This is a genomic window from Micromonospora sp. NPDC049051 (assembly GCF_043197575.1).
GTDB lineage: Bacteria > Actinomycetota > Actinomycetes > Mycobacteriales > Micromonosporaceae > Micromonospora.
The window spans coordinates 923,432-945,358 of record NZ_JBICTL010000001.1 but is presented as its reverse complement, the minus strand read 5'-3'; the positions used below and the strand labels follow the sequence as shown (position 1 = coordinate 945,358).

At 74.0% G+C, this 21,927-nt stretch carries 23 protein-coding genes; 9 read left to right on the top strand and 14 right to left on the bottom strand.

Annotation, left to right across the window (positions count from 1 at the left end; genetic code table 11):
- Positions 1-267: 267 nt before the first annotated feature.
- Entirely contained in the window at positions 268-855 is a 588-nt protein-coding gene (locus tag ACGFIR_RS04530) for an O-methyltransferase (protein WP_089003702.1), read from the top strand.
- A gap of 46 nt (positions 856-901) precedes the next feature.
- On the opposite strand, the gene ACGFIR_RS04525 is transcribed toward ACGFIR_RS04530, so the two are convergent.
- Positions 902-2,368: a leucyl aminopeptidase family protein gene (locus tag ACGFIR_RS04525; protein WP_393143195.1), complete on the bottom strand. Its 1,467-nt coding sequence runs from the start codon at positions 2,366-2,368 to the stop codon at positions 902-904.
- Positions 2,369-2,497: 129 nt separating this feature from the next.
- The gene (locus tag ACGFIR_RS04520; protein ID WP_007455245.1) at positions 2,498-2,665 is read right to left on the bottom strand and encodes a DUF3117 domain-containing protein; all 168 of its coding nucleotides are present in this window, start codon (positions 2,663-2,665) and stop codon (positions 2,498-2,500) included.
- Positions 2,666-2,855: 190 nt separating this feature from the next.
- Here ACGFIR_RS04520 and ACGFIR_RS04515 point away from each other — a divergent pair, with 190 nt between their 5' ends.
- Both ACGFIR_RS04515 and ACGFIR_RS04510 read left to right on the top strand, forming a co-directional pair.
- Positions 2,856-3,674, top strand: a complete 819-nt coding sequence (locus ACGFIR_RS04515) for a PaaX family transcriptional regulator C-terminal domain-containing protein (RefSeq protein WP_393000412.1) — start codon at positions 2,856-2,858, stop codon at positions 3,672-3,674.
- Between the two features lie 2 nt (positions 3,675-3,676).
- Positions 3,677-4,468 carry an enoyl-CoA hydratase-related protein gene (locus ACGFIR_RS04510; protein ID WP_393000414.1) on the top strand — a complete coding sequence of 264 codons (792 nt, stop codon included), beginning with the start codon at positions 3,677-3,679 and terminating at the stop codon, positions 4,466-4,468.
- A 24-nt stretch (positions 4,469-4,492) separates the two neighbouring features.
- Here the strand turns inward: ACGFIR_RS04510 and ACGFIR_RS04505 are convergent, their stop codons facing one another.
- The 4 genes from ACGFIR_RS04505 to ACGFIR_RS04490 all read right to left on the bottom strand — a co-directional run bounded on the left by ACGFIR_RS04505 (position 4,493) and on the right by ACGFIR_RS04490 (position 7,131).
- On the bottom strand, positions 4,493-5,119 hold the full coding sequence (locus ACGFIR_RS04505) for a hypothetical protein (RefSeq protein WP_393000416.1): 627 nt from the start codon (positions 5,117-5,119) through the stop codon (positions 4,493-4,495).
- A 13-nt stretch (positions 5,120-5,132) separates the two neighbouring features.
- Positions 5,133-5,714 carry a DNA-3-methyladenine glycosylase I gene (locus ACGFIR_RS04500; protein WP_393000418.1) on the bottom strand — a complete coding sequence of 194 codons (582 nt, stop codon included), beginning with the start codon at positions 5,712-5,714 and terminating at the stop codon, positions 5,133-5,135.
- Between the two features lie 224 nt (positions 5,715-5,938).
- Complete coding sequence (locus tag ACGFIR_RS04495; RefSeq protein ID WP_393000420.1) at positions 5,939-6,436, bottom strand: SRPBCC family protein; 498 nt, start codon at positions 6,434-6,436, stop codon at positions 5,939-5,941.
- A complete protein-coding gene (locus ACGFIR_RS04490; RefSeq protein WP_393000422.1) occupies positions 6,433-7,131 on the bottom strand; it encodes a DivIVA domain-containing protein in 699 nt (232 codons plus the stop codon). The genes ACGFIR_RS04495 and ACGFIR_RS04490 overlap by 4 nt, the downstream gene beginning before the upstream one ends.
- A 176-nt stretch (positions 7,132-7,307) precedes the next feature.
- On the opposite strand from ACGFIR_RS04490, the gene folP reads away from it, so the two are divergent.
- Entirely contained in the window at positions 7,308-8,177 is an 870-nt protein-coding gene (gene folP, locus ACGFIR_RS04485; protein ID WP_393000424.1) for a dihydropteroate synthase, read from the top strand.
- A gap of 77 nt (positions 8,178-8,254) precedes the next feature.
- Here the strand turns inward: folP and ndhC are convergent, their stop codons facing one another.
- A complete protein-coding gene (ndhC, locus tag ACGFIR_RS04480) occupies positions 8,255-8,632 on the bottom strand; it encodes an NADH-quinone oxidoreductase subunit A (RefSeq protein ID WP_393000426.1) in 378 nt (125 codons plus the stop codon).
- Between the two features lie 131 nt (positions 8,633-8,763).
- Between ndhC and ACGFIR_RS04475 the strand changes: the two genes are divergently transcribed.
- From ACGFIR_RS04475 to ACGFIR_RS04465, 3 genes are all read left to right on the top strand, one after another.
- Positions 8,764-10,170, top strand: a complete 1,407-nt coding sequence (locus tag ACGFIR_RS04475) for a hypothetical protein (protein WP_393143193.1) — start codon at positions 8,764-8,766, stop codon at positions 10,168-10,170.
- A 301-nt stretch (positions 10,171-10,471) separates the two neighbouring features.
- Complete coding sequence (locus tag ACGFIR_RS04470) at positions 10,472-12,319, top strand: 2-oxoacid:acceptor oxidoreductase subunit alpha (RefSeq protein WP_393000430.1); 1,848 nt, start codon at positions 10,472-10,474, stop codon at positions 12,317-12,319.
- Entirely contained in the window at positions 12,312-13,346 is a 1,035-nt protein-coding gene (locus tag ACGFIR_RS04465; RefSeq protein ID WP_393143192.1) for a 2-oxoacid:ferredoxin oxidoreductase subunit beta, read from the top strand. The genes ACGFIR_RS04470 and ACGFIR_RS04465 overlap by 8 nt, the downstream gene beginning before the upstream one ends.
- 113 nt (positions 13,347-13,459) lie before the next feature.
- On the opposite strand, the gene ACGFIR_RS04460 is transcribed toward ACGFIR_RS04465, so the two are convergent.
- A complete protein-coding gene (locus ACGFIR_RS04460; protein ID WP_393143190.1) occupies positions 13,460-14,473 on the bottom strand; it encodes a potassium channel family protein in 1,014 nt (337 codons plus the stop codon).
- 230 nt (positions 14,474-14,703) lie between these two features.
- Here ACGFIR_RS04460 and ACGFIR_RS04455 point away from each other — a divergent pair, with 230 nt between their 5' ends.
- Together ACGFIR_RS04455 and ACGFIR_RS04450 are read left to right on the top strand one after the other, a co-directional pair.
- Positions 14,704-15,201, top strand: coding sequence for a helix-turn-helix domain-containing protein (locus ACGFIR_RS04455; RefSeq protein WP_393143748.1), 498 nt, complete (start codon positions 14,704-14,706; stop codon positions 15,199-15,201).
- Positions 15,202-15,340: 139 nt separating this feature from the next.
- Positions 15,341-15,940, top strand: a complete 600-nt coding sequence (locus ACGFIR_RS04450) for a ClpP family protease (RefSeq protein ID WP_393000436.1) — start codon at positions 15,341-15,343, stop codon at positions 15,938-15,940.
- 300 nt (positions 15,941-16,240) lie between these two features.
- On the opposite strand, the gene ACGFIR_RS04445 is transcribed toward ACGFIR_RS04450, so the two are convergent.
- The 6 genes from ACGFIR_RS04445 to ACGFIR_RS04420 are packed head-to-tail and all read right to left on the bottom strand — an operon-like array spanning position 16,241 to position 21,847.
- Complete coding sequence (locus ACGFIR_RS04445; RefSeq protein ID WP_393143188.1) at positions 16,241-17,218, bottom strand: zinc-binding dehydrogenase; 978 nt, start codon at positions 17,216-17,218, stop codon at positions 16,241-16,243.
- Between the two features lie 50 nt (positions 17,219-17,268).
- Positions 17,269-18,045, bottom strand: a complete 777-nt coding sequence (locus ACGFIR_RS04440; protein WP_393000440.1) for an ABC transporter ATP-binding protein — start codon at positions 18,043-18,045, stop codon at positions 17,269-17,271.
- Positions 18,042-19,061 carry a FecCD family ABC transporter permease gene (locus ACGFIR_RS04435; RefSeq protein ID WP_393143186.1) on the bottom strand — a complete coding sequence of 340 codons (1,020 nt, stop codon included), beginning with the start codon at positions 19,059-19,061 and terminating at the stop codon, positions 18,042-18,044. The genes ACGFIR_RS04440 and ACGFIR_RS04435 overlap by 4 nt, the downstream gene beginning before the upstream one ends.
- Positions 19,058-20,047, bottom strand: coding sequence for a FecCD family ABC transporter permease (locus tag ACGFIR_RS04430; RefSeq protein ID WP_393000444.1), 990 nt, complete (start codon positions 20,045-20,047; stop codon positions 19,058-19,060). The genes ACGFIR_RS04435 and ACGFIR_RS04430 overlap by 4 nt, the downstream gene beginning before the upstream one ends.
- Positions 20,037-20,852, bottom strand: coding sequence for a siderophore-interacting protein (locus ACGFIR_RS04425; RefSeq protein ID WP_393000446.1), 816 nt, complete (start codon positions 20,850-20,852; stop codon positions 20,037-20,039). Before ACGFIR_RS04425 ends, ACGFIR_RS04430 begins: the two co-directional genes overlap by 11 nt.
- Positions 20,849-21,847, bottom strand: a complete 999-nt coding sequence (locus ACGFIR_RS04420) for an ABC transporter substrate-binding protein (RefSeq protein WP_393000448.1) — start codon at positions 21,845-21,847, stop codon at positions 20,849-20,851. Before ACGFIR_RS04420 ends, ACGFIR_RS04425 begins: the two co-directional genes overlap by 4 nt.
- Positions 21,848-21,927 lie beyond the last annotated feature (80 nt).

Here is a 21,927-nt window from a genome sequence, read left to right as displayed (position 1 = left end):
CGCTCCACGGCCCCGGCGACAGGGTCGCCCGGTCCCGCTCGCCGGAACACCGCTTCCAGGATTACACGGATGCCCCGGATCGAGTCACCGGTTGCCGACCGTGATCGTCGGGTGGCGGACGCGCGGCTGCGCCCGCGCGACGTCGCCTCTAGGCTCACAGTGCCCACCCGCCCCCGCACCACGCATGCCGCCCGGAGGTGTCCCATCGCCACGGTCGCCGGTTCCGGCACTTCGACTGCCCAGACCCTGCACTTCGCCGAGTCGTACGTGACCGAGGATCTCGTCCTGCGCACCGCCCGCAGCCTGGCCCACGAGGTGGGCCTCGAGGCGGTGACCCCCGGCGCCGGCGCGGCGCTGCGGCTGCTCGCCGCCGCCGGCAGCGCCCGGGCGGTGGTGGAGATCGGCACCGGCACGGGAGTCAGCGGGGTCTGGCTGCTGCGCGGGATGCGCGCCGACGGCGTACTCACCACCATCGACGTCGAGGTCGAGCACCAGCGGATCGCCCGACGGATCTTCACCGAGGCGGGCTTCGCCGCCGGCCGTACCCGGATCATCACCGGCCGGGCGCTGGACGTGCTGCCCCGGCTCGCCGACGGCGCGTACGACCTGGTCTTCGTGGACGCCGAGGCGACCGGGTTCGCCGCCTGCGTCGACGCCGCGCTGCGACTGCTGCGCCCCGGTGGCGTGGTCGCGCTCAACGGCACGCTGGCCGGCGGCCGGATCGGCGACCCGGCCGCCCGGGACGTCGAGACGGTGACCGTCCGCGAGGCGATCAAGGCCATCCGGGAGTCCGAGCACTGGATCCCGGCGCTGCTGCCGGTCGGCCACGGGCTGCTCGCCGCCGTCAAGTGCTGACCCGCCGCTGACCGGGGGCCCGCCGGGGGCGGGCGCCGCCGGACGGTCAATCCAGCGAGCCCAGCCAGCGCAGCAGCGAGCGTACGCCCCAGCCGGTCGCGCCCCGGGTCAGCTCGGCGTCGTCGCCGTCGGCCCACGACGGCGCGGACATGTCCACGTGCAGCCACCGGTCGCGCAGTCCGCCCGTGAACTCCCGCAGGTAGAGGGCGGCCATCACGGACCCGGCGCCCCGGTCCGGCGAGCTGTGCAGGTCCGCCAGGTCGCTGCCGAGGTGCTCGGCGTAGTCGGCGGGCAGCGGCATCCGCCAGGCGGCCTCGCCGGCGGCGGCGATCGCGGCCAGCACGTCCGCGGCGAGCGCGTCGTTGTCGCTGTAGAGGGCGCCGGTGCGCTTGCCCAGCGCGACCGCGTTCGCCCCGGTGAGCGTGGCGAGGTCGACCAGCAGATCGGGCTGGAACTCGGCGACGGCGTACGCGAGGGCGTCGGCCAGGACGAGCCGCCCCTCGGCGTCGGAGTTGGTGGTCTCGCTGGTGGTGCCCCCGTAGTGGCGGATGATGTCGCCGGGGCGGAACGCCGAGCCGCTGAGCATGTTCTCCGCGAGCGGCGCGAGCGTGGTGACCCGGACCGGCAGGCGCAGGGCCGCCGCGCCGAGGGTTGCCGCGACCACGGCCGCCGCCCCGGCCATGTCCTTGCGCATCAGCTTCATCGACGCCACGGGCTTGATGGAGATGCCGCCGGTGTCGAACGTGATCCCCTTGCCGACCAGCACCACGTGGGTACGCGCGTCGGCCGGCCGCCAGTCCAGCTCGACCAGGCGCGGGCCGTTGTCCGAGCCGCCCCCGACGGCGAGGATCCCGCCGAAGCCCTCGGCCGCCAGCTCGTCCGGGCCGCGTACCCGCAGGTGCAGGTCCGGCACGTCGGCGGCGAGGGCGGCCACCTGGTCGGCGAACCACTGCGGGTTCTTGACGGAAGAGGGGGTGTTGGTGAGATCCCGGGCGAACCGGGTCATCCGGGCCGTCGTCCGGGCCTCCTCCAGGACCGCGGTGTGCGCGTCCGGATCGGCCACCAGGACGTCGACCTCCGCGAGGGCGGGGGCGGTGCCGGCGTCGGTCAGCCGGAACCGGTACGAGGCCAGCAGCAGCCCCTCGACCAGCCCGCGTACGGCCGCCTCGGTGGCGTCGGCCGGCATCGCCAACGTGACATGCGTCTCATCCTTGGCGGCGCGGGCCAGGGCCGCGCCGGCCGCCCGCCAGCCCGCCTCGTCGCTCTCGCCGACGCCGAGCAGCAGCAGCCGGCCGGGGTCGCGTCCGGGTCGCAGCTGGGCGTGGACCTCGCCGGGCCGCCCGGTCAGCCGGGCCGCCGGCGCCAGTGCGGTGGCCTCCTCGGCCACGCCGTCGGGCAGTGCCGACCCGGTCGGGGCAGGTCGGGCCTGGTCGTCGTCGGCCGGGCCGGGCCGCACGGGCAGAACGAGGGTGTCGAGCCGGTCCGGCTCGGCGAGCAGACGGATGGCGAGCACGCGGAGCCGTACCTCCAGGGAAGCGCGCGGAGCGTGGCTCCGCGGGAGATGAAGACCCTGAGCCACCGGCGGGGCCGGTGGCTCAGGGATTGACGAAAGGCCCGCGCGGGCGCGCGGACCGTTCCTCGGTCAGCCGGCGGCTGCCTTCAGTGCGTCACCGAGCGCGTTGGCCTCGTCGGGAGTCATCTCGACGACGAGCCGGCCACCGCCCTCCAGCGGGACGCGCATGACGATGCCCCGGCCCTCCTTGGTGACTTCCAGCGGACCGTCGCCCGTCCGCGGCTTCATCGCCGCCATGTTGTCTCCCCTCAGACCTACACCAGGGTCGGTGGGTTGCCCCACAGCCACTTCGCCTTGACCACCCGCAACCTATGCGGGGGTGTCGACCAACGATTTTCCCTGATGAACACCGCCGGACCCAAACCGAAGCAGCATTGATGTAACAGCATCTAGCTTATCCTGAGAAGGCCTGTCACAATGTGCGGTCATGCAGGCACGGTCGGCACTCTTCGACCTGTACGGCGACCACCTCCGGGCGAGAGGTGGCCGGGCACCCGTCGCCGCCCTGGTCAGGCTACTGGCGCCGCTCGGGATCGCCCCGCCCGCCGTACGCACGGCGGTCTCCCGGATGGTCCGTCAGGGGTGGCTCGACCCGTGCCGGCTGGCCTCCGGGCCGGGATACTCGATCACACCGAAAGCCGCCCGCCGGTTGGACGAGGCGGCGGCGCGGATCTACCGCACCGGTCGGATCACCTGGGACGGGCGGTTCGACCTCCTGGTGCTGGAGGCCCCCCTGTCCCGGCGGGACCGGCAGCGGCTCGCCGCCAACCTGACCTTCCTCGGCTACGGCGCCCTCGACGAGTGCACGTGGGTGGCGACCCGGCCGGGTGAGGACGTCGACGTACTGCTCGACGAGGCGGGCGTGCGCCACGAGCGGTTCAGCGCCGCGCACACCGCCGGCACCCCCGGCGCGATGGGCGTGGTGCGCCGGGCCTGGGACCTGACGGAGATCGGCCAGGCGTACGAGCAGTTCGTCGCCGAGCAGCGACCGCTGTTGGCCGGGGTCACCGTGCGCAGCCCGGACGAGGAGGCGTACGCCGTCCGGTTCCGGCTCGTGCACGCGTGGCGTACCTTCCTGTTCCGGGACCCGCAGTTGCCCCCGGCGCTGCTCCCCGAGCGCTGGCCCGGCACCGCCGCGGCCAGTTTCTTCGACCGGCACGCGGCCCGGCTGCGGCCGGCCGCCGACCGGTACGTCGAGCAGTGCCTCGACTCCGGCAACCGCACCGCTCGACAGAAGGGTCGTTAGAAGTGACCGAGCCGCTCCTCGTCGACCGCACCGACGCCGTCGTCACCCTGACGCTGAACCGCCCCACGGCGATGAACGCGCTCGACGTGGCGCTCAAGGAGGCGCTGCGGGAGACGTTGGCCGAGCTGGAGACCGACCGGTCCTGCCGCGCGGTGGTGCTCGCCGGCGCGGGTCGGTCGTTCAGCGCCGGCCAGGACCTGCGCGAGCACGTGCAGACCCTGGAGTCCGCCGAGGGCAACCCGCTGGAGACCGTCCGGGCGCACTACAACCCGATCGCCGCCCGGCTGGCCAACCTGCCCAAGCCGGTGGTGGCGGCCGTGCGGGGGATGGCCGCCGGGGCGGGCGCCTCGCTGGCGTTCCTCGCCGACATCCGGATCGGCGGGCCGTCGACCAGCTTCCTCATGGCGTTCGCCAATGTCGGGCTCGCCGCCGACACCGGCGCCTCCTGGACGCTGCCCCGGCTCGTCGGGCACGCCAAGGCCGTCGAGCTGCTGATGCTGGCCGAGCCGGTACGCGCGGAGGCCGCCTGCCAGCTCGGGCTGATCAACCGCCTGGTGGAGGACGACGAGCAGGTGCTGCCGACCGCGCAGGAGCTGGCCGCCCGGCTGGCCGCCGGCCCGACCGTCGCGTACGGGGCGATCAAGCGGCAGCTCTCCATCGCCGACGCGGGCACCCTCGCCGACGCCCTCGCCGCCGAGGCGCAGGCGCAGGCGATCTGCGGCGGCACCGCCGACCACCGCGCCGCCACCCTGGCCTTCGTCAACAAGCAGAAGCCGGTCTACGAGGGCCGCTGACGCCCATCGGGGTCCCGGGGGCGGTCAGTCGTCGTCCTCCTCCGGATCCTGGTTGGCCTCCGCGCCGAGCACGAAGGCCTGCATGGCCAGCTCGTCGCCGGTGGGCGAGACGAAGGCGGGCAGCTCGCGGGGGCCCAACTCCTGCACGTAGGCCCAGAACAGGCGGACCGCCTCGGCGGGCGACTCGGCCTCGATCGGCAGGTCGAGGCTGACCAGCCAGGAGCGCCGCTGCGGCGGCGGGCCCAGCCGGTCGGCCAGTTCCCGGAAGGCCGTCGGGTCGAGCGCGGTCACCGGCCCGGCGAGCACCAGCGCGTCGGCCGGCACCGGCTCGTCGAAGGCCCGCCGGGTGTACGCGACCACCAGCGGCGCCTCGACCCGCTCGGACTGCGGATCGTCCGGGTCCTCCCGCTCCTGCCCGCTGGCCGCGGTGACCCGACCCAGCGCCACCAGCCGGGGCGGCGCGTCGACCAGCACGGCCACCCGGTCGCCCGGGCGGGGGACGGCGCCGTCGGCGAGGCCGGTCAACTCGAGCGTGTCGTGGTGGACGAGTCGCTCGGCCTCGTAGCGCCCGGTGGGCAGCAGCACCGCCCAGGCGCCCGTGCCGTCGGCGGGGCGTGCCCCGTCCACCCGGTGCGCGGTGTCGGTCGTCATGGCCTCCATCCCATCACGCCGCCGGCGCCGCCACGACGTGGCAGCCCGCAAGGTGATCGTCGACCATTCCGGTGGCCTGCATCAGCGCGTAGGCCGTGGTCGGGCCGACGAAGCGGAAGCCCCGCTTCTTGAGCGCCTTGGCCATCGCGGTGGACTCGGCGGTCAGCGCCGGCACCTCCGCGAACGACGCCGGTCGGGCCGGCCGGGGCGGCGGGGCGAAGGACCAGAGCAGCGCGGAGAGCCCCTCCGGAAGCTCCAGCGCCGCACGGGCGTTGGCGATCGCCGCCTCGATCTTGGCCCGGTTGCGGACGATGCCGGCGTCGGCGAGCAGCCGGGCCACGTCGGCGTCGCCGTAGCCGGCCACGGTCTCGATCCGGAACTCGTCGAAGGCCAGCCGGAACGCGGGACGCTTGCGCAGGATCGTCAGCCAGGACAGCCCCGACTGGAACGCCTCCAGCGTGAGCCGCTCGTAGAGCGCGTCGTCGCCGCGCAGGGGCTGGCCCCACTCGGTGTCGTGGTAGGCGGCGTAGTCGGGGGTGCTGTGCCCCCAGCCGCATCGTGGCAGCCCGTCGGCGCCGGTCACGAGGTCAGTCACGCGTCCACGCTAGGGCACCGCCCCGACGCTCCCTTGGCCCCGCGGCCCGCGTCGCGCCTCGGCTGCCGGGGTCGCACCGCCCGGGTCCGGCGACATCGGGGCGTCCCGGTCGCGCCGACACCCCGACGTCGGGGACATCGAGTCGATCAGGCGAAGTCGCTCGACGGGGAGATGCGAATCGTCCCCGGCCGCCCCCGTCGGGGACAGCGCCCGGCGTGGCGCAGTCAGGGCAGCCGGCCCTGCTCCACCAGCCGGCCGAACTTCTTCAGCGCCTGGGTCAGGCTGAACTTCGACCCGGGCCAGAGCACCGGCCAGGCCACCCGGCCCGCCGAGCCGCCCGGCAGGTGGAACCACTCGTGCCAGACCACCTGCGTGCGGTCCCGCTCCAGGGGTGTGCAGCGGAGCACGCCGGGCCCGCGCAGCAGCTTGCCGCAGTGCACGACGCCGACCTCGTAGGGCGCGTCCACCCGGACCACCCGCATCTCGTCGCGCAGCACGGCGGGACCGAGCGTCGTGACCGCCTCGACCAGGCTGCCCTCGCCGCCGTCGCCCTCGACCACCCGGACGGTGGTGAAGGGGATCCAGTCCGACTGCCGCTCCCAGGCCGTCAGCGCCGCGAAGACGCGCTCCGCCGGCGCGTCGACGATCACCGTGGCGGTGACCTCCCCCGCGCCGGGCTGCGTCGCGTCGCTCAGGTCGTCGACAGGTTCCGGCCCGGTCACCTCGGCTCCGACCCGACCACGGGACCGGTCGCGTCGCCCGCACCGCTCCGGTCGGCGACGTCGTTCCCGCCGTCGCCCGCACCGCTCCGGTCCGTCACATCGTTCCCGCCGTCGCGGTCGGCGTCGTCCCCGCCCTCGCGCGCACCACTCCGGTCGGCGGCATCGTCCCCACCGTCGCCCGCCTCACTCCGGTCCACGGCACCGGCGCCCGGCGTCGACTGGGCGGCCGGACCCGCGAACGCGGGGATCGGCGCGACGACCACGTCGGTGTCCCCCGGCGCGTCCGGTCGGTCGGCCTCGACCGGGACGATCCCCCGGCTGGCCGACGAGGCCTCGGCGGCGGCCCGCTCCCGGGTCCGGCGCAGGGCGTCAGCGTCCGCCGTGCGCCCCTCACGCAGGGCGGCGACCTCCTCCTCCAGCACGTCGATCAGCTCGGACTTGTATCCGATGTCGTAGGCCGCCCGGCGCAACGCGTGGTCGACCTGGGCCATGCGGTAGCCCCGCAACGCCGTGTCGAACCGCACCTCGCCCACGTCGGACTCGCGCAGCGGACGGGCCGCCGGCAACGGCACGGCACGTCCGTCCGGCTCGGCGGGCACCAGACCGGGATCCCGGCCCGAGACCAGCACCGTCACCCCGAACACGACCGCCGCGACGGTCAACGCCACGACCAGGAGGAGCAGAACCTGACCCATGCACAGATCGTGGCATGGCGAACCGCCCGGAGCGACCCCACCACCCGCCGCGTTCCGGATCCGCGCCGGGAGAACGTCCCTCCGGCGGACCGACGGAGCCCGAGCCGGACGGACCGGCTAGCGTCGTGATCGGCCGACGGCGGGGACGGGTCGGCGGCGGACCTTCAGGAGGCGACATGGCCGGGGCGCTTCGGCTCGGTGGGCGCACGTTCGGCCCGGACGAGCTGGTGGTGATGGCGATCGTCAACCGCACGCCGGACTCGTTCTTCGACCGGGGCGCCACCTTCGCCCAGGACAGCGCGTTGCGCGCCGTGGAGCGGGCGGTCGAGGAGGGCGCCGAGATCATCGACATCGGCGGGGTCAAGGCCGGACCGGGCGACGAGGTCGACGTGGCCGAGGAGATACGCCGCACGGTGCGCACCATCGCCGCCGTCCGGGCCGCCTTCCCCGACGTGGTGATCTCGATCGACACCTGGCGGGCCGAGGTCGCCGTGGAGGCGGTGGCGGCGGGCGCCGACCTGCTCAACGACACCTGGTCGGGCGCCGACCCGGCCCTGGCCGAGGTGGCGGCCCGCACCGGCGCCGGGTTGGTCTGCTCGCACGCCGGCGGCCTCGCGCCCCGGACCCGCCCGCACCGCGCGGCCTTCGCCGACGTGGTCGCCGACGTGCTCACGACGGTCACCGGGCTCGCCGAACGCGCCGTCACCCTGGGCGTACGCGCCGACGGGATCCTGATCGACCCGGCGCACGACTTCGGCAAGAACACCCGGCACTCCCTGGAGATCACCCGCCGGCTCGGCGAGCTCTCCGGCACCGGCTGGCCGCTGCTGGTGGCCCTGTCGAACAAGGACTTCATCGGCGAGACGCTGGACCTGCCGGTGGCCGAGCGGTTGGAGGGCACGCTCGCGGCCACCGTCGTCTCGGCCTGGTTGGGCGCCCGGGTGTTCCGCGCGCACCAGGTCCGCCCCACCCGGCGGGTGCTCGACATGGTCGCCTCGATCCGGGGCGACCGCCCGCCGACGCTGACCCGGCGCGGTCTCGCCTGATCCCCCGCCGGAGTCGCGGCCGAGGCGCGTCGGTCGCGACCGGGCGGGGCGGGACAGCGTCAGCCGGGACCGGGCGGTCAGGACCAGCGCAGGATGTTCTTGCGCCAGGCGTAGAGGATGCCGAGCGCCAGCACCGCGACGAAGACCGCCATCTCCACCACCGTGACCATGCCGAAGCCCGGCCGGTCGAAGACGACCGCCCACGGGAAGAGGAACACCGACTCCACGGCGAACAGCACGTAGAGGTACGCGTACACGTAGTAGCGGATCTGCATCTGCGCCCAGTCGGCGCCCACGGGATCGAGGCCGCACTCGTAGCTGGCGCGCTTGCCGTAGGGATCCGCCGGACGGGCGGGGCGTAACACCCGGTTGGCCGTGAACGCCAAGACGAAGAAGAGAACGCTGACGAGCAGCAGCAGCCCGAGCGTCGCGTACGAGCCCAGGTAACCGGTCACGGTCGCTGAGCCTACCGCCCCCCGTCGGCGCCCGGGTCGAACCCGTTACGGATTTGTTTCCCACCGGGACTAGTGTCACTTGGCAACAATTGTCGAGTATGGGAATCTCCCTCATCGTCACCGGAGGACAGATGACGCGCGTCGACGCACGGCCCGGCCGGCGGGCGCGGCACCGACGCGTCGTACCCCTGGTGGCGATCGGTCTCGTGGTCGGGCTGACCGTCGCGGCGGTCCCGTTCCTGGCGACCGCCACGCCGGCCGCCGCCCGGATCGCCGCCCCCGCGACCGAGCCCGCCGGGGAGCCGGGCCCGGACCCGACGACGACGGATCCGACGGACCCGGGACCGGAGCCCACCGAGGCGCCCTCGACCACGCCGCCGGAGCCCACGCCGCCGGCCGCGACGACCGAGCCGGCCCCGACGACGACGGCCCCGGAGCAGCCCGCGCCGACCACCGCCGCGCCCACCGCCGGCCCACCGCCCACGACCCCGTCGGTGCCGCCGGTGCGGCCCTCCGCGCCGGCCACCACCCCGCCGGCGCCCCCGGCCGGCGTCAGCGTCACGACCGACGACATCACCCTGACCGCCGCGTACTGGAACGCGCCGAGCACGGTCACCACGCTGCGGGTGACCGTCACGAACACGGGCGTCACGCCCGCCCGGATCCGGCTGGCCTACACGCTCCCGGCAGGGCTGACCGACGCCGGCACCGGTGGCTGCGCCCCGGCCGGCGGCGGGGAGCACCGCTGCGGCGAGTGGGCCAGCGCGCCCGGCGTGCGGTTCAGCACCCTGCTCCGCGTACGGGTCGACGGCGACGCCTGGAAGCGGATGCCGCTCAGCGGCTCCGTTCGGGTCACCGCGACCGCGCCCGGCGTACCCGGGTCGGTGGGCGACGACGAGGGCTTCGCGGTGCTCTTCCCGCCCGGCCCGCCGGTGCCCGGCATCAGGCTGGCCGCCGACGCGGTCTCCTTCGACATCGGCGGCGGGTCGAGCGGGCTCGACGTACGCCTGGGCAACACCGGCCGGGTGGACGCCGAGGGTCGGATCGAGGTGGTCCTGCCGGCCGGGGTGACCGTGCCGGCTCCCCCGTCCGGCTGCACCACGGTCGACCCCGCCCGTACGCGCTGCGAGCTGGGCACCCTCGCCGCCGGCCGGACCGCGCGGCTACGGCTGCCGGTCTCCGCGACTCCCGAGGCCCAGCGGCAGGCTCCGCTGGCCGGTGCGGTACGCGCCCAGCTCGACCCGCGCAGCGGCCCGGCCCGGCAGGTGCAGATGAGCTTCCGGATCACCGCCGCCGCCGCGCTGGCGACCCCGGTGGCCCCGCCGCCCGCGCCGACCGGGTCGCAGGGCGTGCTGGCCGCCGAGGCCCAGGTCGGCGACGGCGACGGCGGAGGCGGCGGCTCGGTACGGCGTACGGCGATCCTGCTGATCGTGGTCTCCACGCTGCTGGTGGTGTTCGCCCTCACGCTGGCGACCACCTCCCTGCGGCGGCGGATGACCGACCCGGACACCGGGGTGTCTCCGGCGCCGACGGAGTGACCCGGACGACCCGGCGACGCCTGTCCGCCACCGCCACCGGTGATCTGGATTACGGCGGGGGGACGGAAACACCTCAAACCGGGGTGGAATTTCGCTGGATCGCGTCCCACAGGACGGCCTCCGAGAAGGTTGGGGCGGCGATTCGACGTAGGCTCTCAGGTGAGGTAACTACAGCGGACCGGGCCCGCCTCCGCGGGTCTGGTGCAGCGGTGCGTCAAGGAGGTCACGTGGCCGGGCAAGGCGAGGTCACCATCATGTTCAGCCGCCCGCGCGACCGCGCCCAGCGAAGCGAGGTGCAGGCGTGACCAAGCAGATCCGTCAACTGGACCGGGTGGTCATCCGCTTCGCCGGCGACTCCGGCGACGGCATGCAGCTGACCGGCGACCGGTTCACCTCGGAGACCGCGCAGCTGGGCAACGACATCTCCACGTTGCCGAACTTCCCGGCGGAGATCCGGGCTCCCGCCGGCACCCTGCCGGGCGTGTCGAGCTTCCAGGTGCACTTCGCCGACTACGACATCCTCACCCCCGGCGACTCGCCGAACGTGCTGGTGGCGATGAACCCGGCGGCGCTCAAGGCGAACCTCGTCGACCTGCCGCGCGGCGCGGACATCATCGTCAACACCGACGAGTTCACCCGGCGCAACCTGGCCAAGGTCGGCTACCAGTCGAACCCGCTCGAGGACGACTCCCTCGCCGGCTACGTGGTGCACCCGGTGGCGCTGACCTCGATGACGGTCGGCGCGCTCGCCGAGCTGGCCGTGTCGAAGAAGGACGCCGAGCGGGCCAAGAACATGTTCGCCCTCGGCCTGCTCTCGTGGATGTACAACCGGCCGTACGAGTCGACGCTGCGCTTCCTGGAGCGCAAGTTCGCCGCCCGCCCCGAGCTGGTCGCGGCGAACGTCGCGGCGTTCCGGGCCGGTTGGAACTTCGGCGAGACCACCGAGGACTTCGCGGTCCGCTACGAGGTCAAGCCGGCGAAGATGCAGCCGGGCACCTACCGCAACATCACCGGCAACGCGGCCCTGTCGCTCGGCCTGGTGGCCGCCGGCGTCCGCTCCGGGCTGCCGGTCTTCCTGGGCGCCTACCCGATCACCCCGGCCTCGGACATCCTGCACGAGCTGAGCAAGCACAAGCGCTTCGGCGTGCTCACCATGCAGGCCGAGGACGAGATCGCCGCCGTCGGCGCGGCGCTCGGCGCGTCGTACGGCGGCTCGCTCGGCGTCACCACCACCAGCGGCCCGGGCGTGGCGCTCAAGAGCGAGACGATCTCCCTGGCGGTGGCGTTGGAGCTGCCCCTGGTCATCGTCGACGTGCAGCGCGCCGGCCCCTCCACGGGCATGCCCACCAAGACCGAGCAGGCCGACCTCAACATGGCGCTGCACGGCCGCCACGGCGAGGCCCCGGTCGCGGTGATCGCGCCGAAGTCGCCGGCGGACTGCTTCCACGCGGCCCTCGAGGCGGCCCGGATCGCGCTGACCTACCGCACGCCGGTCATCCTGCTCTCCGACAACTACGTCGCCAACGGCTCCGAGCCGTGGCTGCTGCCCGACGTCGAGTCGCTGCCCGACCTGCGGGTCGAGTTCGCCACGAAGCCCAACGGCGACGACGGCACCACGTTCCTGCCCTACCTGCGCGACCCGGAGACCCTCGCGCGGCCGTGGGCCGTACCGGGGACCGCCGGGCTTGAGCACCGCATCGGCGGTCTGGAGAAGGCCGACAAGACCGGCGACATCTCGTACGACCCGGCGAACCACGACTTCATGGTGCGTACCCGGGCGGCCCGGATCGAGACGATCCCGGTGCCGGACGTCGAGGTCGAGGACCCGGACGGCGCCGCCCGGGTGCTGGTGCTCGGCTGGGGCTCCACGTACGGGCCGATCGGCGCCGCCTGCCGGGGCCTGCGCCAGCGCGGCCACGCCATCGCGCAGGCGCACCTGCGGCACCTGAACCCGATGCCGGCCAACCTCGGCCAGGTGCTGCGCTCCTACGACCGCGTGGTCATCCCCGAGATGAACCTCGGCCAGCTCGCCCACGTGATCCGGGCGAAGTACCTGGTCGACGCGATCGGCTACAACCAGGTCCGCGGCCTGCCGTTCACGGCCAACGAGCTGGAGACGATGCTGGAAGAGGTCCTGAAGAATGTCTGAGCCCGTCGCCCTCAAGCTCACCGCCAAGGACTTCAAGTCCGACCAGGAGGTGCGCTGGTGCCCCGGCTGCGGCGACTACGCGATCCTCGCCGCGATCCAGCAGTTCATGCCGGAGCTGAACATCCCGCGTGAGCGGGTCGTCTTCGTCTCCGGCATCGGCTGCTCGTCCCGCTTCCCGTACTACATGAACACCTACGGGATGCATTCGATCCACGGCCGCGCCCCGGCGATCGCCACCGGCCTGTCGGCCAGCCGGCCCGACCTGTCGGTCTGGGTGGTCACCGGCGACGGTGACGCGCTCTCCATCGGCGGCAACCACCTGATCCACGCGCTGCGCCGCAACGTCAACCTGAAGATCCTGCTGTTCAACAACCGGATCTACGGCCTGACGAAGGGGCAGTACTCCCCCACCTCCGAGGTCGGGAAGGTCACGAAGTCGACGCCGGCCGGCTCGGCCGACGCGCCGTTCAACCCGCTCTCGCTCGCCCTCGGCGCCGAGGCCACCTTCGTCGGGCGCACCATCGACTCCGACCGCAAGCACCTCCAGTCGGTGCTGCGGGCGGCGGCGGAGCACCAGGGCTCGGCGTTCGTGGAGATCTACCAGAACTGCAACATCTTCAACGACGGCGCGTTCGACCAGCTCAAGGAGCCGGCCACCCGCGACGAGTACCTGATCCGGCTGGAGCACGGGCAGCCGATCACGTTCGGCAAGGACGGGCAGTTCTGCGTCGTGCACCCGCCCGGCGGGTTCGGCCTGGAGGTCCGGGAGACCGCGTCGGTCAGCCCCGGGGAGATCGTCGTGCACGACGCGACGGTCACCGACCCGGCGTACGCCTTCGCGCTGTCCCGGCTGCCGGGCCTGGACCTGCGGAACACCCCGATCGGCGTGTTCCGCTCGGTGGACCGGCCGTCGTACGACAGCGTGGTGCAGGGGCAGCTCGCCGAGGCCAGGGCGAAGGTCACCGAGACCCCGGAGCAGCAGCTCGCCGGCCTGCTCGCCAGCGGGGACACCTGGACCATCCTCTGACCGACGGCCGGTTGCGGCCATCCGGCGTCCGCAGGGGACCCGGCGTCCGCACGATCCGAGCACGCGACAGGGCCCGCCACCGACTGGTGACGGGCCCTGTGCCGCGAAGTGGGTCAGGGCGTGGCGGTGGCCTGGGGCCGGTCGTCGCGTACGTGCACCAGCATGTCGCCGGTCTCGATGACCGCGCCGGCCTGGTCGGCCAGGGTGACCACCTTGCCCCGCCGGACCAGGGCGATGACCAGCGAGTCCAGCTCGCGGGGGGAGCGGCCCACCTCGGAGCGCTCGGCGGAACGCATCGCCAGCGCCATGCCCTGGCCGGGGGTGAGCAGGTCCTCGACCACGTCGATCAGCGGCGGCGCCGAGGTGGACAGACCCAGCAGCCGGCCGGCGGTGGCCGAGGAGACGATCACGTGGTGGGCCCCGCTCTGCTTGAGCAGCGGGGCGTTCTCCGCCTCCCGGGCGGCGGCGATGATCCGCACCTGGCCGGCGGTGAGCTGCCGTACGGTCAACGCCACCAGGACCGAGGCGTCGTCGCTGTCCGTCGCGATGATCACCGCCTTGGCGTTGCGTACGTGCGCCTCGTTGAGCACCGACGAGCGGGTCGCCGAGCCCTCGATCGCCACCAGGCCGGCCGAGGTGGCCTGCCGCAGCGCCGGGCCGCTGCGCTCCACCACCACGATCCGGGACTTGTCGAGCCCGTTCTCCAGCAGGGCGGAGACCGCGCTGCGGCCCTTCGTGCCGTAGCCGCAGATGATGACGTGGTCCTTCACGGCTCTCCTCCACCGCGACAGGCGACGCCCGGTGCGGTACTGCTCGGTCAGCACTTCCAGGGTGGTGCCGACCAGGATGATCAGGAAGATCACCCGGGCCGGCGTGATGTAGACGACGTTGATCAGCCGGGCGGTCTGGCTCACCGGCGTGATGTCCCCGTAGCCCGTGGTCGAGAGGGTGACCACCGCGTAGTAGAAGCAGTCGAGCAGGGTCAGGCCGTCCTCGTTGACGTCGCGGTAGCCGTCCCGGTCGAGGTAGACCACCCCGACGGTGGCGAAGACCAGACCGATGGCGGCGGCAAGCCGGAGACTCAGCGCGCTCAGGGGGCCCCGTCGCTGCGCGGGGAAATGGATCACGTGAGGGCCCGCCCCGGCCCTGTCGTCGCCTGCACGACCACAACATAGCGGCCTGCGCGGATCTCGCACGGCGAGGTCGTCACCCTGGGGTGGCGGTCCGGACCGATCGCCACGAAGTGGACGTCCGGGCCGATGGTTCCCGGCTCCGGGCACGACGGGACGACCCGCACGCCCGGCAAAGGGCATGATGGGGATGTTCCGTGGACGACGAGCCCGAGAGCGAGGCCCGCATGTCGTTGCTGCGACGAGTGATCGGCGGGGTGCTGCGCCGGTTGCGGCTGCGGCAGGGCCGCACGCTGCGCGAGGTGGCCGAGGCCGCCGGGGTGTCGGTGCCCTACCTGTCGGAGGTCGAACGCGGTCGCAAGGAGGCCTCCTCGGAGGTGCTCGCGGCGATCTGCCGGGCCCTCGGCATCCGCCTGTCCGACCTGTTGGAGGAGGCGCGCGACGACCTGCGCCGGGTCGAGCCGCGCATCCCGGCCGCGCCCCGGGCCGGCCTGACCCGGCTGGAGCGGGCGGAGGCCGGCCGGCCGGGCGCCGTCGCCCCGGTCGCGCGGGGCGGTCCCCGGGCCGGTGGCCCGCTGCTGCACCTCGGCCCCCGTACGGGCGGCCCGACCCTCCGGGTCGGACGGTCCGCCTCCGCCGCGCCGGCCCGCCCCGGCCCGCGTACCCGCGTCGCGCTCGGCTGCGGGCGGGCCCGGGTCGGCGCGCGGGCATTGACCGTCGTCTAGGCCGGCCGGTTCTGCCGTCGGCTGATCTGCCGCCGGCAGAATGGTTGGCTCCACGCGCCCCGCTCCGCGCAGGCTGGAGGGGCCGGTCCCCCGGGCGCCCTCCGGTCGCCCACCGGCGCTGTCGGAAAGGGCGGGCGCGATGATCGGTCTCGACGTACGGATGCTGGACGGTGGACAGCCGTCCTTCGGTGACCAGGTGTTCGAGCGGCTGCTGAAGGAGCGGATCATCTTCCTGGGCACCGAGGTGACCGACGCCTCGGCGAACCAGATCTGCGCCCAGATGCTGCTGCTCGCCGCCGAGGACCCGGAGCGGGACATCGTGCTCTACATCAACTCGCCGGGCGGCTCGGTGAGCGCGGGCATGGCCGTCTACGACACGATGCGGTTCGTCCGCAACGACGTGGCCACGGTGGCGCTGGGCTTCGCCGGCTCGATGGGGCAGTTCCTGCTCTGCGCGGGCACCGCCGGCAAGCGCTACGCGCTGCCCCACTCGCGGATCATGATGCACCAGCCCTCGGGCGGGATGGGCGGCACCGCCGCGGACATCACCATCCAGGCGGAGAACATGCTGCACGTCAAGCGGACCATGCAGGAGCTGATCGCCCGGCACAGCGGGCGCAGCCTGGAGGAGATCCAGCGGGACTGGGACCGCGACCGGTGGTTCACCGCCGAGGAGGCCCGCGAGTACGGCCTCATCGACCGGGTGGTGACGCGGGCCGAGCAGCTCCCGGCGAACTGACGGACCCGGGCCGCGACGGGGGCGGCCCGGCCCCGTCAGCTCGCCGGGCAGGGGCGACACCACGGGATTCTCCGGCACGGTCGCGACGAGCGACACCGGCGCCGGACGCGCCCCCTCGATCCGCGTCCGACCTCCGGTACGCGATGGCCGGTGGTGCTGGCCGTCGATACGCGGAGCCTATTCCCGCCGCTGGGAATCCGCGTGGACCGCAGGGCACAGCGTCTTGCACACGAATGTCGTTACATCCCGCGCCCGGTTGGTCGGCGTGGTGGCTCCGGGCCGGCGCGGTCGTGCCCGGAGTCAGCGTGGCACGGTCAGCACGACCTTGCCGAGCGCCCGGCGAGCTTCCAGGTCGGCGTGCGCGACGGCGGCGTCGGCCAGCGGATAGGTCGAGACCAGGGGGCGCCACCAGCCCTGCCCGGCCAGCTCCAGCGACCGGCCGGCCAGTGCCGGGATGCCGCCGGGCAGGGCCCGCATCCGCTGCCCCAGCCAGCCCACCGTCAGGCCCCGGGCGACGACGTCGTCGGTGCCGACCCGGGTCGCCTCGCCCGCCGACCAGCCGAACATCATGAACCGGCCGCCCGGACCCGTCAGCTCCAGGGCGGTCCGGCCCACCGCGCCGCCCACCCCGTCGTACACGAGGCTCAGGCCGCCGACCCGCTGCCGCACCGTCTCGGCCCAGTCCGGGCGGCCGTAGTCCACCACCAGGTCCACGCCCAACTCGCCGAGCTTCGCCGTCCGCCCGGCGCCGCGCGCCGCCACCACCACGGTCGCGCCGGTCGTCCGCGCGGCCTGCGCCAGCAGCCAGCCGACCCCGCCGGCCGCCGACGGCACGAAGACGACGTCGTCCATTGCCGGCCGTTCCAGCTCGAAGACCCCGAGGGCGGTCCGGCCCGTGCCGACCGCTGCCACCGCCTCGGCGTCGTTCAGCCCCGGCGGTACGTCGTACAGCGACCCGACGTCGGTGACCGCCTGCTCGGCGTACCCGCCCGGAACCATGCCCAGGTGCGCGACGACCCGCCGCCCGCGCCACGCCTCGTCCACGCCCTCGCCCAGCTCGTCGACGACGCCGGCAACCTCCCGGCCGGGGATGGTGGGCAGCTCGGGCAGCGGGAGCGGGCCGCCCGCCTCACCCCGGCGCAGGGTCGTGTCGAGCAGGTGCACGCCGCTGGCCGACACCGCGATCCTGACCTGGCCGGGGCCGGGCGACAGGTCGGGCAGGTCGTCGAGGAGCAGGTTTCCGGGGGCACCGAACTCGTGGAGCCGAATCGCACGCATGCCACCATCCGACAACCTCAACGGGGATTGAGGTCAACCCCGCCAGCGGGTCAGACGGTCGGCACCACCATCGGGGTCCCGGTGACCGGGTTCGGCATCACGACGCTCGGCAGGCCGAACACCTCCCGCATCAGGTCGGCGTCCACCACGTCGGCCGGTGGCCCCTGCGCGACGACCCGGCCGTCCTTCATCGCCACGATGTGGTCGGCGAAGCGGCACGCCTGGTTGATGTCGTGCAGGACGGCGACGATCGTGCGGCCCTCGTCGCGCAGCCGCGCGAAGAGCGCCAGCAGCTCGTACTGGTGGGTGATGTCGAGGAAGGTGGTGGGCTCGTCGAGCAGCAGGTACGGCGTCTCCTGCGCCAGCACCATGGCGATCCAGACCCGTTGCCGCTGGCCCCCGGAGAGCTCCTCGACCGGCCGCTCGGCGAGGTCCGTGACGCCGGCCACCGCCATGGCCGCCCGGACGGCCTCCTCGTCGGCGGCCGACCCGGTGGCGAGCAGGGACTGGTGCGGGTACCTGCCCCGGGCGACGAGCCGCCGGACGACGATGTTCTCCGGCGCGACGAGGCCCTGGGGCAGGAACCCGACCTGACGCGCGAACAATTTCGGCCGGTGTCCGGCGACGTCCCGGCCGTCGAGGCGTACCGTGCCCGACGACGGCGTGAGCAGCCGGACGAACGCCTTCAGCAGCGTCGACTTTCCGCACGCGTTGGGCCCCACGATCGCCGTGAACGCGCCGTCCGGCACGGCCAGGCTCACCCGCGTCGACACCACCCGCTCGCCGTAGCCGAGCGTGACGTCCTCCGCGGTCAGGCGGCTGGTCACCGTCGTTTCACCTCCATGCCGAGCAGCCAGATGAGATAGCAGCCGCCGACGGCCGTGGTGACCACGCCGACCGGCAGCGCGACCGGTGCCAGCAGCACCTGCGCGACGAGGTCGGCGGCCAGCAGCAGCACCGCGCCGGTCAGCGCCGCCGGCACCAGGGGCACCCCGGCGGCCCGCGCGAGCCGCCGGCCGATCTGCGGTGCGGCGAGCGCGATGAACACCACCGGCCCGGCGACCGCCGTCACGGTCGCGGTGCAGCCGACGCCGGCCAGCACCATCAGCAGCCGGAGCCGACCCAGGCGTACGCCGGTGGTGCGGGCGACCTCGTCGCCCAGCGCCGCCTGGTGCATGTCGTGGGAGATCACGAGGAGCAGGAGCACGAACAGGCCGATGACGGCGAGCGGGAGGCGGACCTCGGCCCAGTCGACGCCGTTGAGCGAGCCGGCGTTCCAACCGGTCGCCGCGAGCGCCACGTCGATCTCGGCCCGCAGGACGATCCAGGAGTTGAGCGCCGTCAGCATCGCGTTGACGGCGATCCCGACGACGATCAGCCGGAGGCCGCTGAGCCCGGAGTCCAGCGACAGCACGTAGATGACCCCCGCGGCCAGCAGGCCGCCGGCCACCGAGCCCGCCGCGAGCTGCCCGGCGGTGCCGTTCAGCACCGTGATCGCCACCAGCGCGCCGGTGTACGCGCCCGCGTCGAGGCCGATGACGTCCGGGCTGCCCAGCGGGTTGCGGGTCAGGTTCTGGAAGACCGCCCCGGCGAGCCCGAGGGAGGCGCCGAAGACCAGCGCCGCGGCCACCCGGGGCAGCCGCCATTCCCGGATCACGAACGCGGACTCGCCGCCCCGGGTCAGCGCGGTGAACACCTCCGCCGGGGTGGCCCAGTCCTGCCCCTGGCAGAGCCCCAGCAGGGCGAGGCCCGCGGCGACCGCGACGAGCGCCGCCGTCACGACGGCCGTACGTCGTTCGACCTCGGCCACGAACCGGCCCGCCCGCAGCGTCAGCGTGCTCACAGCGCCGCCGCCCCGTACCGACGGACGGCCCAGATCAGCACGGGCGCGCCCAGGAACGCCGTCACGATGGACACCGGCACCTCGCCCGTGGGCAGCAGGATCCGCGACCCGACGTCGGCGGCGAGCAGCAGGCACGGACCGAGGAGCATCGAGTACGCCATGATCCAGGGAATCGAGTCGGCCGCCAGCCGCCGGGCCAGGTGCGGCACCATCAGGCCGACGAACGCGATCGGCCCGGCGACGGCCGTGGCGACGCCGGTGAGCAGGGTGACGAGCACCAGGACGGTGACCCGGATCCGCGTCACGTGGGCGCCGAGCGCGTGGGCGACGTCCTCGCCCAGTGCCAGCGCGTTCAGCGGCCGGGCCGCGAGCATCGCGGCGACCAGGCCGACCACGGTCACCAGCACCGGCAGCGCCAACGGGGTCTGCTCCGTGCCGGCCATCGCCCCCACCGACCAGAACCGGTACCGGTCGAAGACGTCGGGGAAGGTCAGCCGCAGGCCGAGCGAGACGCCCATCAGGACCCAGCTCAGCGCCACGCCGGCCAGGACCAGGCGCAGCGGCGAGGCCCGCCCGACGGCGTAGACCGCGACCGCCGCGAGGGCGGAGCCGACCACGGCGAGCCCGAGCTGACCGGCCTGCGAGCCGGCGACGCCCGCCAGGACACCCAGGTTGATCGCGAAGCCGGCCCCGGCGGTCACGCCGAGGATCCCGGGCTCGGCCAGCGGGTTGCGGGTCAGCGTCTGGATCAGCACGCCGGCCGCACCGAGGGCGGCGCCGACGCAGACGCCGAGGAGCGTGCGGGGCAGCCGGATGTCGCGTACGACGAGGTGGTCGGTGGTGCCCGCGAAGTCGGTGAGCGCCCGCCACACCTCGGCGGGCGCGACGGGGCGCGCCCCCACGGCCATGCTCGCGCCCGCCGCGACGACGAGCAGCGCGGCGGACACGAGCAGGAGCGACGCCCGTCGGGGCAGGTCAGTCTTCAAGCCCGGCGATCCCGCGTTTCCAGTACCCGGTGATGAGCGAGTCGAGACGGTCCCGGCTCCAGGCGCGCAGGGGCCTGATGTCGGTCGCCTCGCCGGCGGCGAAGAGGAACGTCCGCCCGGCCGGCAGGCGCAGCGACCGGACCTCCTCCGCGAGCGTCGAGCCGGGGCCCTCGCGTACCAGCCACGTCACCGCCACCCCGTCGCGCGCCGCCAGCGGGTAGTCCCGGTCGGCGGCGTCGTCGACCTCGACCACCAGGTGCGCCGACACGTCGGCCGGCGCTTCCCCCAGCCACCGGGCGGCGGCCGGCAGGGCCGTGGCGTCGACGGCGAAGACGTAGTGGTCGTACGTGTGCGGGAACGCCTTCGCCCCGGGCGGGCCCGCGATCGTCACCTCGTCGCCGACCGCCGCCCCGGCCACCCACGTCGAGGCGACGCCGCCCTCGTGCAGCACGAAGTCCAGGTCGATCTCGTGGGTCACGGGGTCGTAGCGGCGCACCGTGTACTTGCGGGTGGTCGGCAGCGGGCGGGGCCAGTCGAGCATGCCCTGCCCGTCGGGGACGGGGTCGCGCCGGGTGCCGTCCGGGTCGGGAAAGACGATCTTGACGTGGTCGTCCGCCTGGTAGGTGTGGAAGTCGGCGAGAGCCGGGCCGCCGAGGGTCAGCCGCAGCATGCGCGGCGTCAGCTGCCGCCGGGCGACGACCCGGACGCGCCGTACGCCGATGGGGTAGCCGATCCGGGCCGTGCCGCTGCCCCCGCGGTGGTGGGCGGCGACCCGGCCCGCCGGATCGTGGCGGTCGACGGTCATGGTGTGAGCAGCGGCGCGAACGCCTTGTCGATGGAGTCGAGGGTCTTCAGGGCCGACTCGTACGTCGCCGCCTCCGTGTACTGCAACGGGAACACCCGGCCGGCCTTGACCGCGGGCAGGTTCTTCCACAGCGCGGAGTCGAGCACCTGCTTCACGGCCTCGGCGGGAGTGCCGTCGGGCTGGAGCGTGTACGTGATGGCGTCGGCCTCGCCGAGGCTCTCCGGCAGTTCCTCGATCGCCGGGTACTCGGTGACGTCGCGCCCGCCCCCGCCCTTCTCCTTGACCTCGCCGTAGTAGGTCACGCCCGCGTCCTGGGCGATGTTGGTGCCCCACGAGCCGGCGAACTCGCGGTGGAAGGTGCCCTTGGAGATCTCGCCGTAGCTGCCCACGTGCCCGAACTTCCACCCGGCGAGGGCGGTGCCGTACTTGGCCTTCAGCTCCCCGGCCTTCTTGTCGTACGCGTCCTTGGCCGCCTGGAAGTTCGCGCTGCGGCCGGCGGCGTCGGACTGCCGGCGGGACAGCTCGCGCCAGGCGTCGGGCGTGGTGGGGCCGATCGCGACGACGGGCGCGATGCTCTCCAGCCGCTTCATGTCGAGGCTGGCGAGGGCCGGCTTCGGCACCCCGATCACGATGAGGTCCGGCTTGGCGGCGGCGACGGCCTCGTAGTTGGTCTCGGCAGCCGCCTCGCCGGCCACCTTGGGCAGCTGGTCGTAGGTGGCCCGGTCCTGCTCGGTCATCATCGCCAGGCCGCGCTTCCAGGTGGAGATTCCCACCAGGGCCGCGTCCGCCTCGATGAGGACCGGCACCGCGTATCCGGTGGCGACGACGCGCTCGGGGTCGACCGGGATGGTGATCTCGCCGTTGTCGGCGGAGAAGACGCGGGTGTCGGAGGCGCCGTCGGACGTCGCGGTTTCGGCGCCGTCGGAGCCGCAACCGGTGACCACGGCGAGAGCCAGGGCGGCGGCGGCCAGACGCCAGTGCTGTCGTACGGACATCTACTGTTCCTTCGAGGGGCTTCAAGGGGGTGGCAGCCCCGCTGGGCTGCGAAGCTTAGGCTAGCCTTACCAAGGTTTCC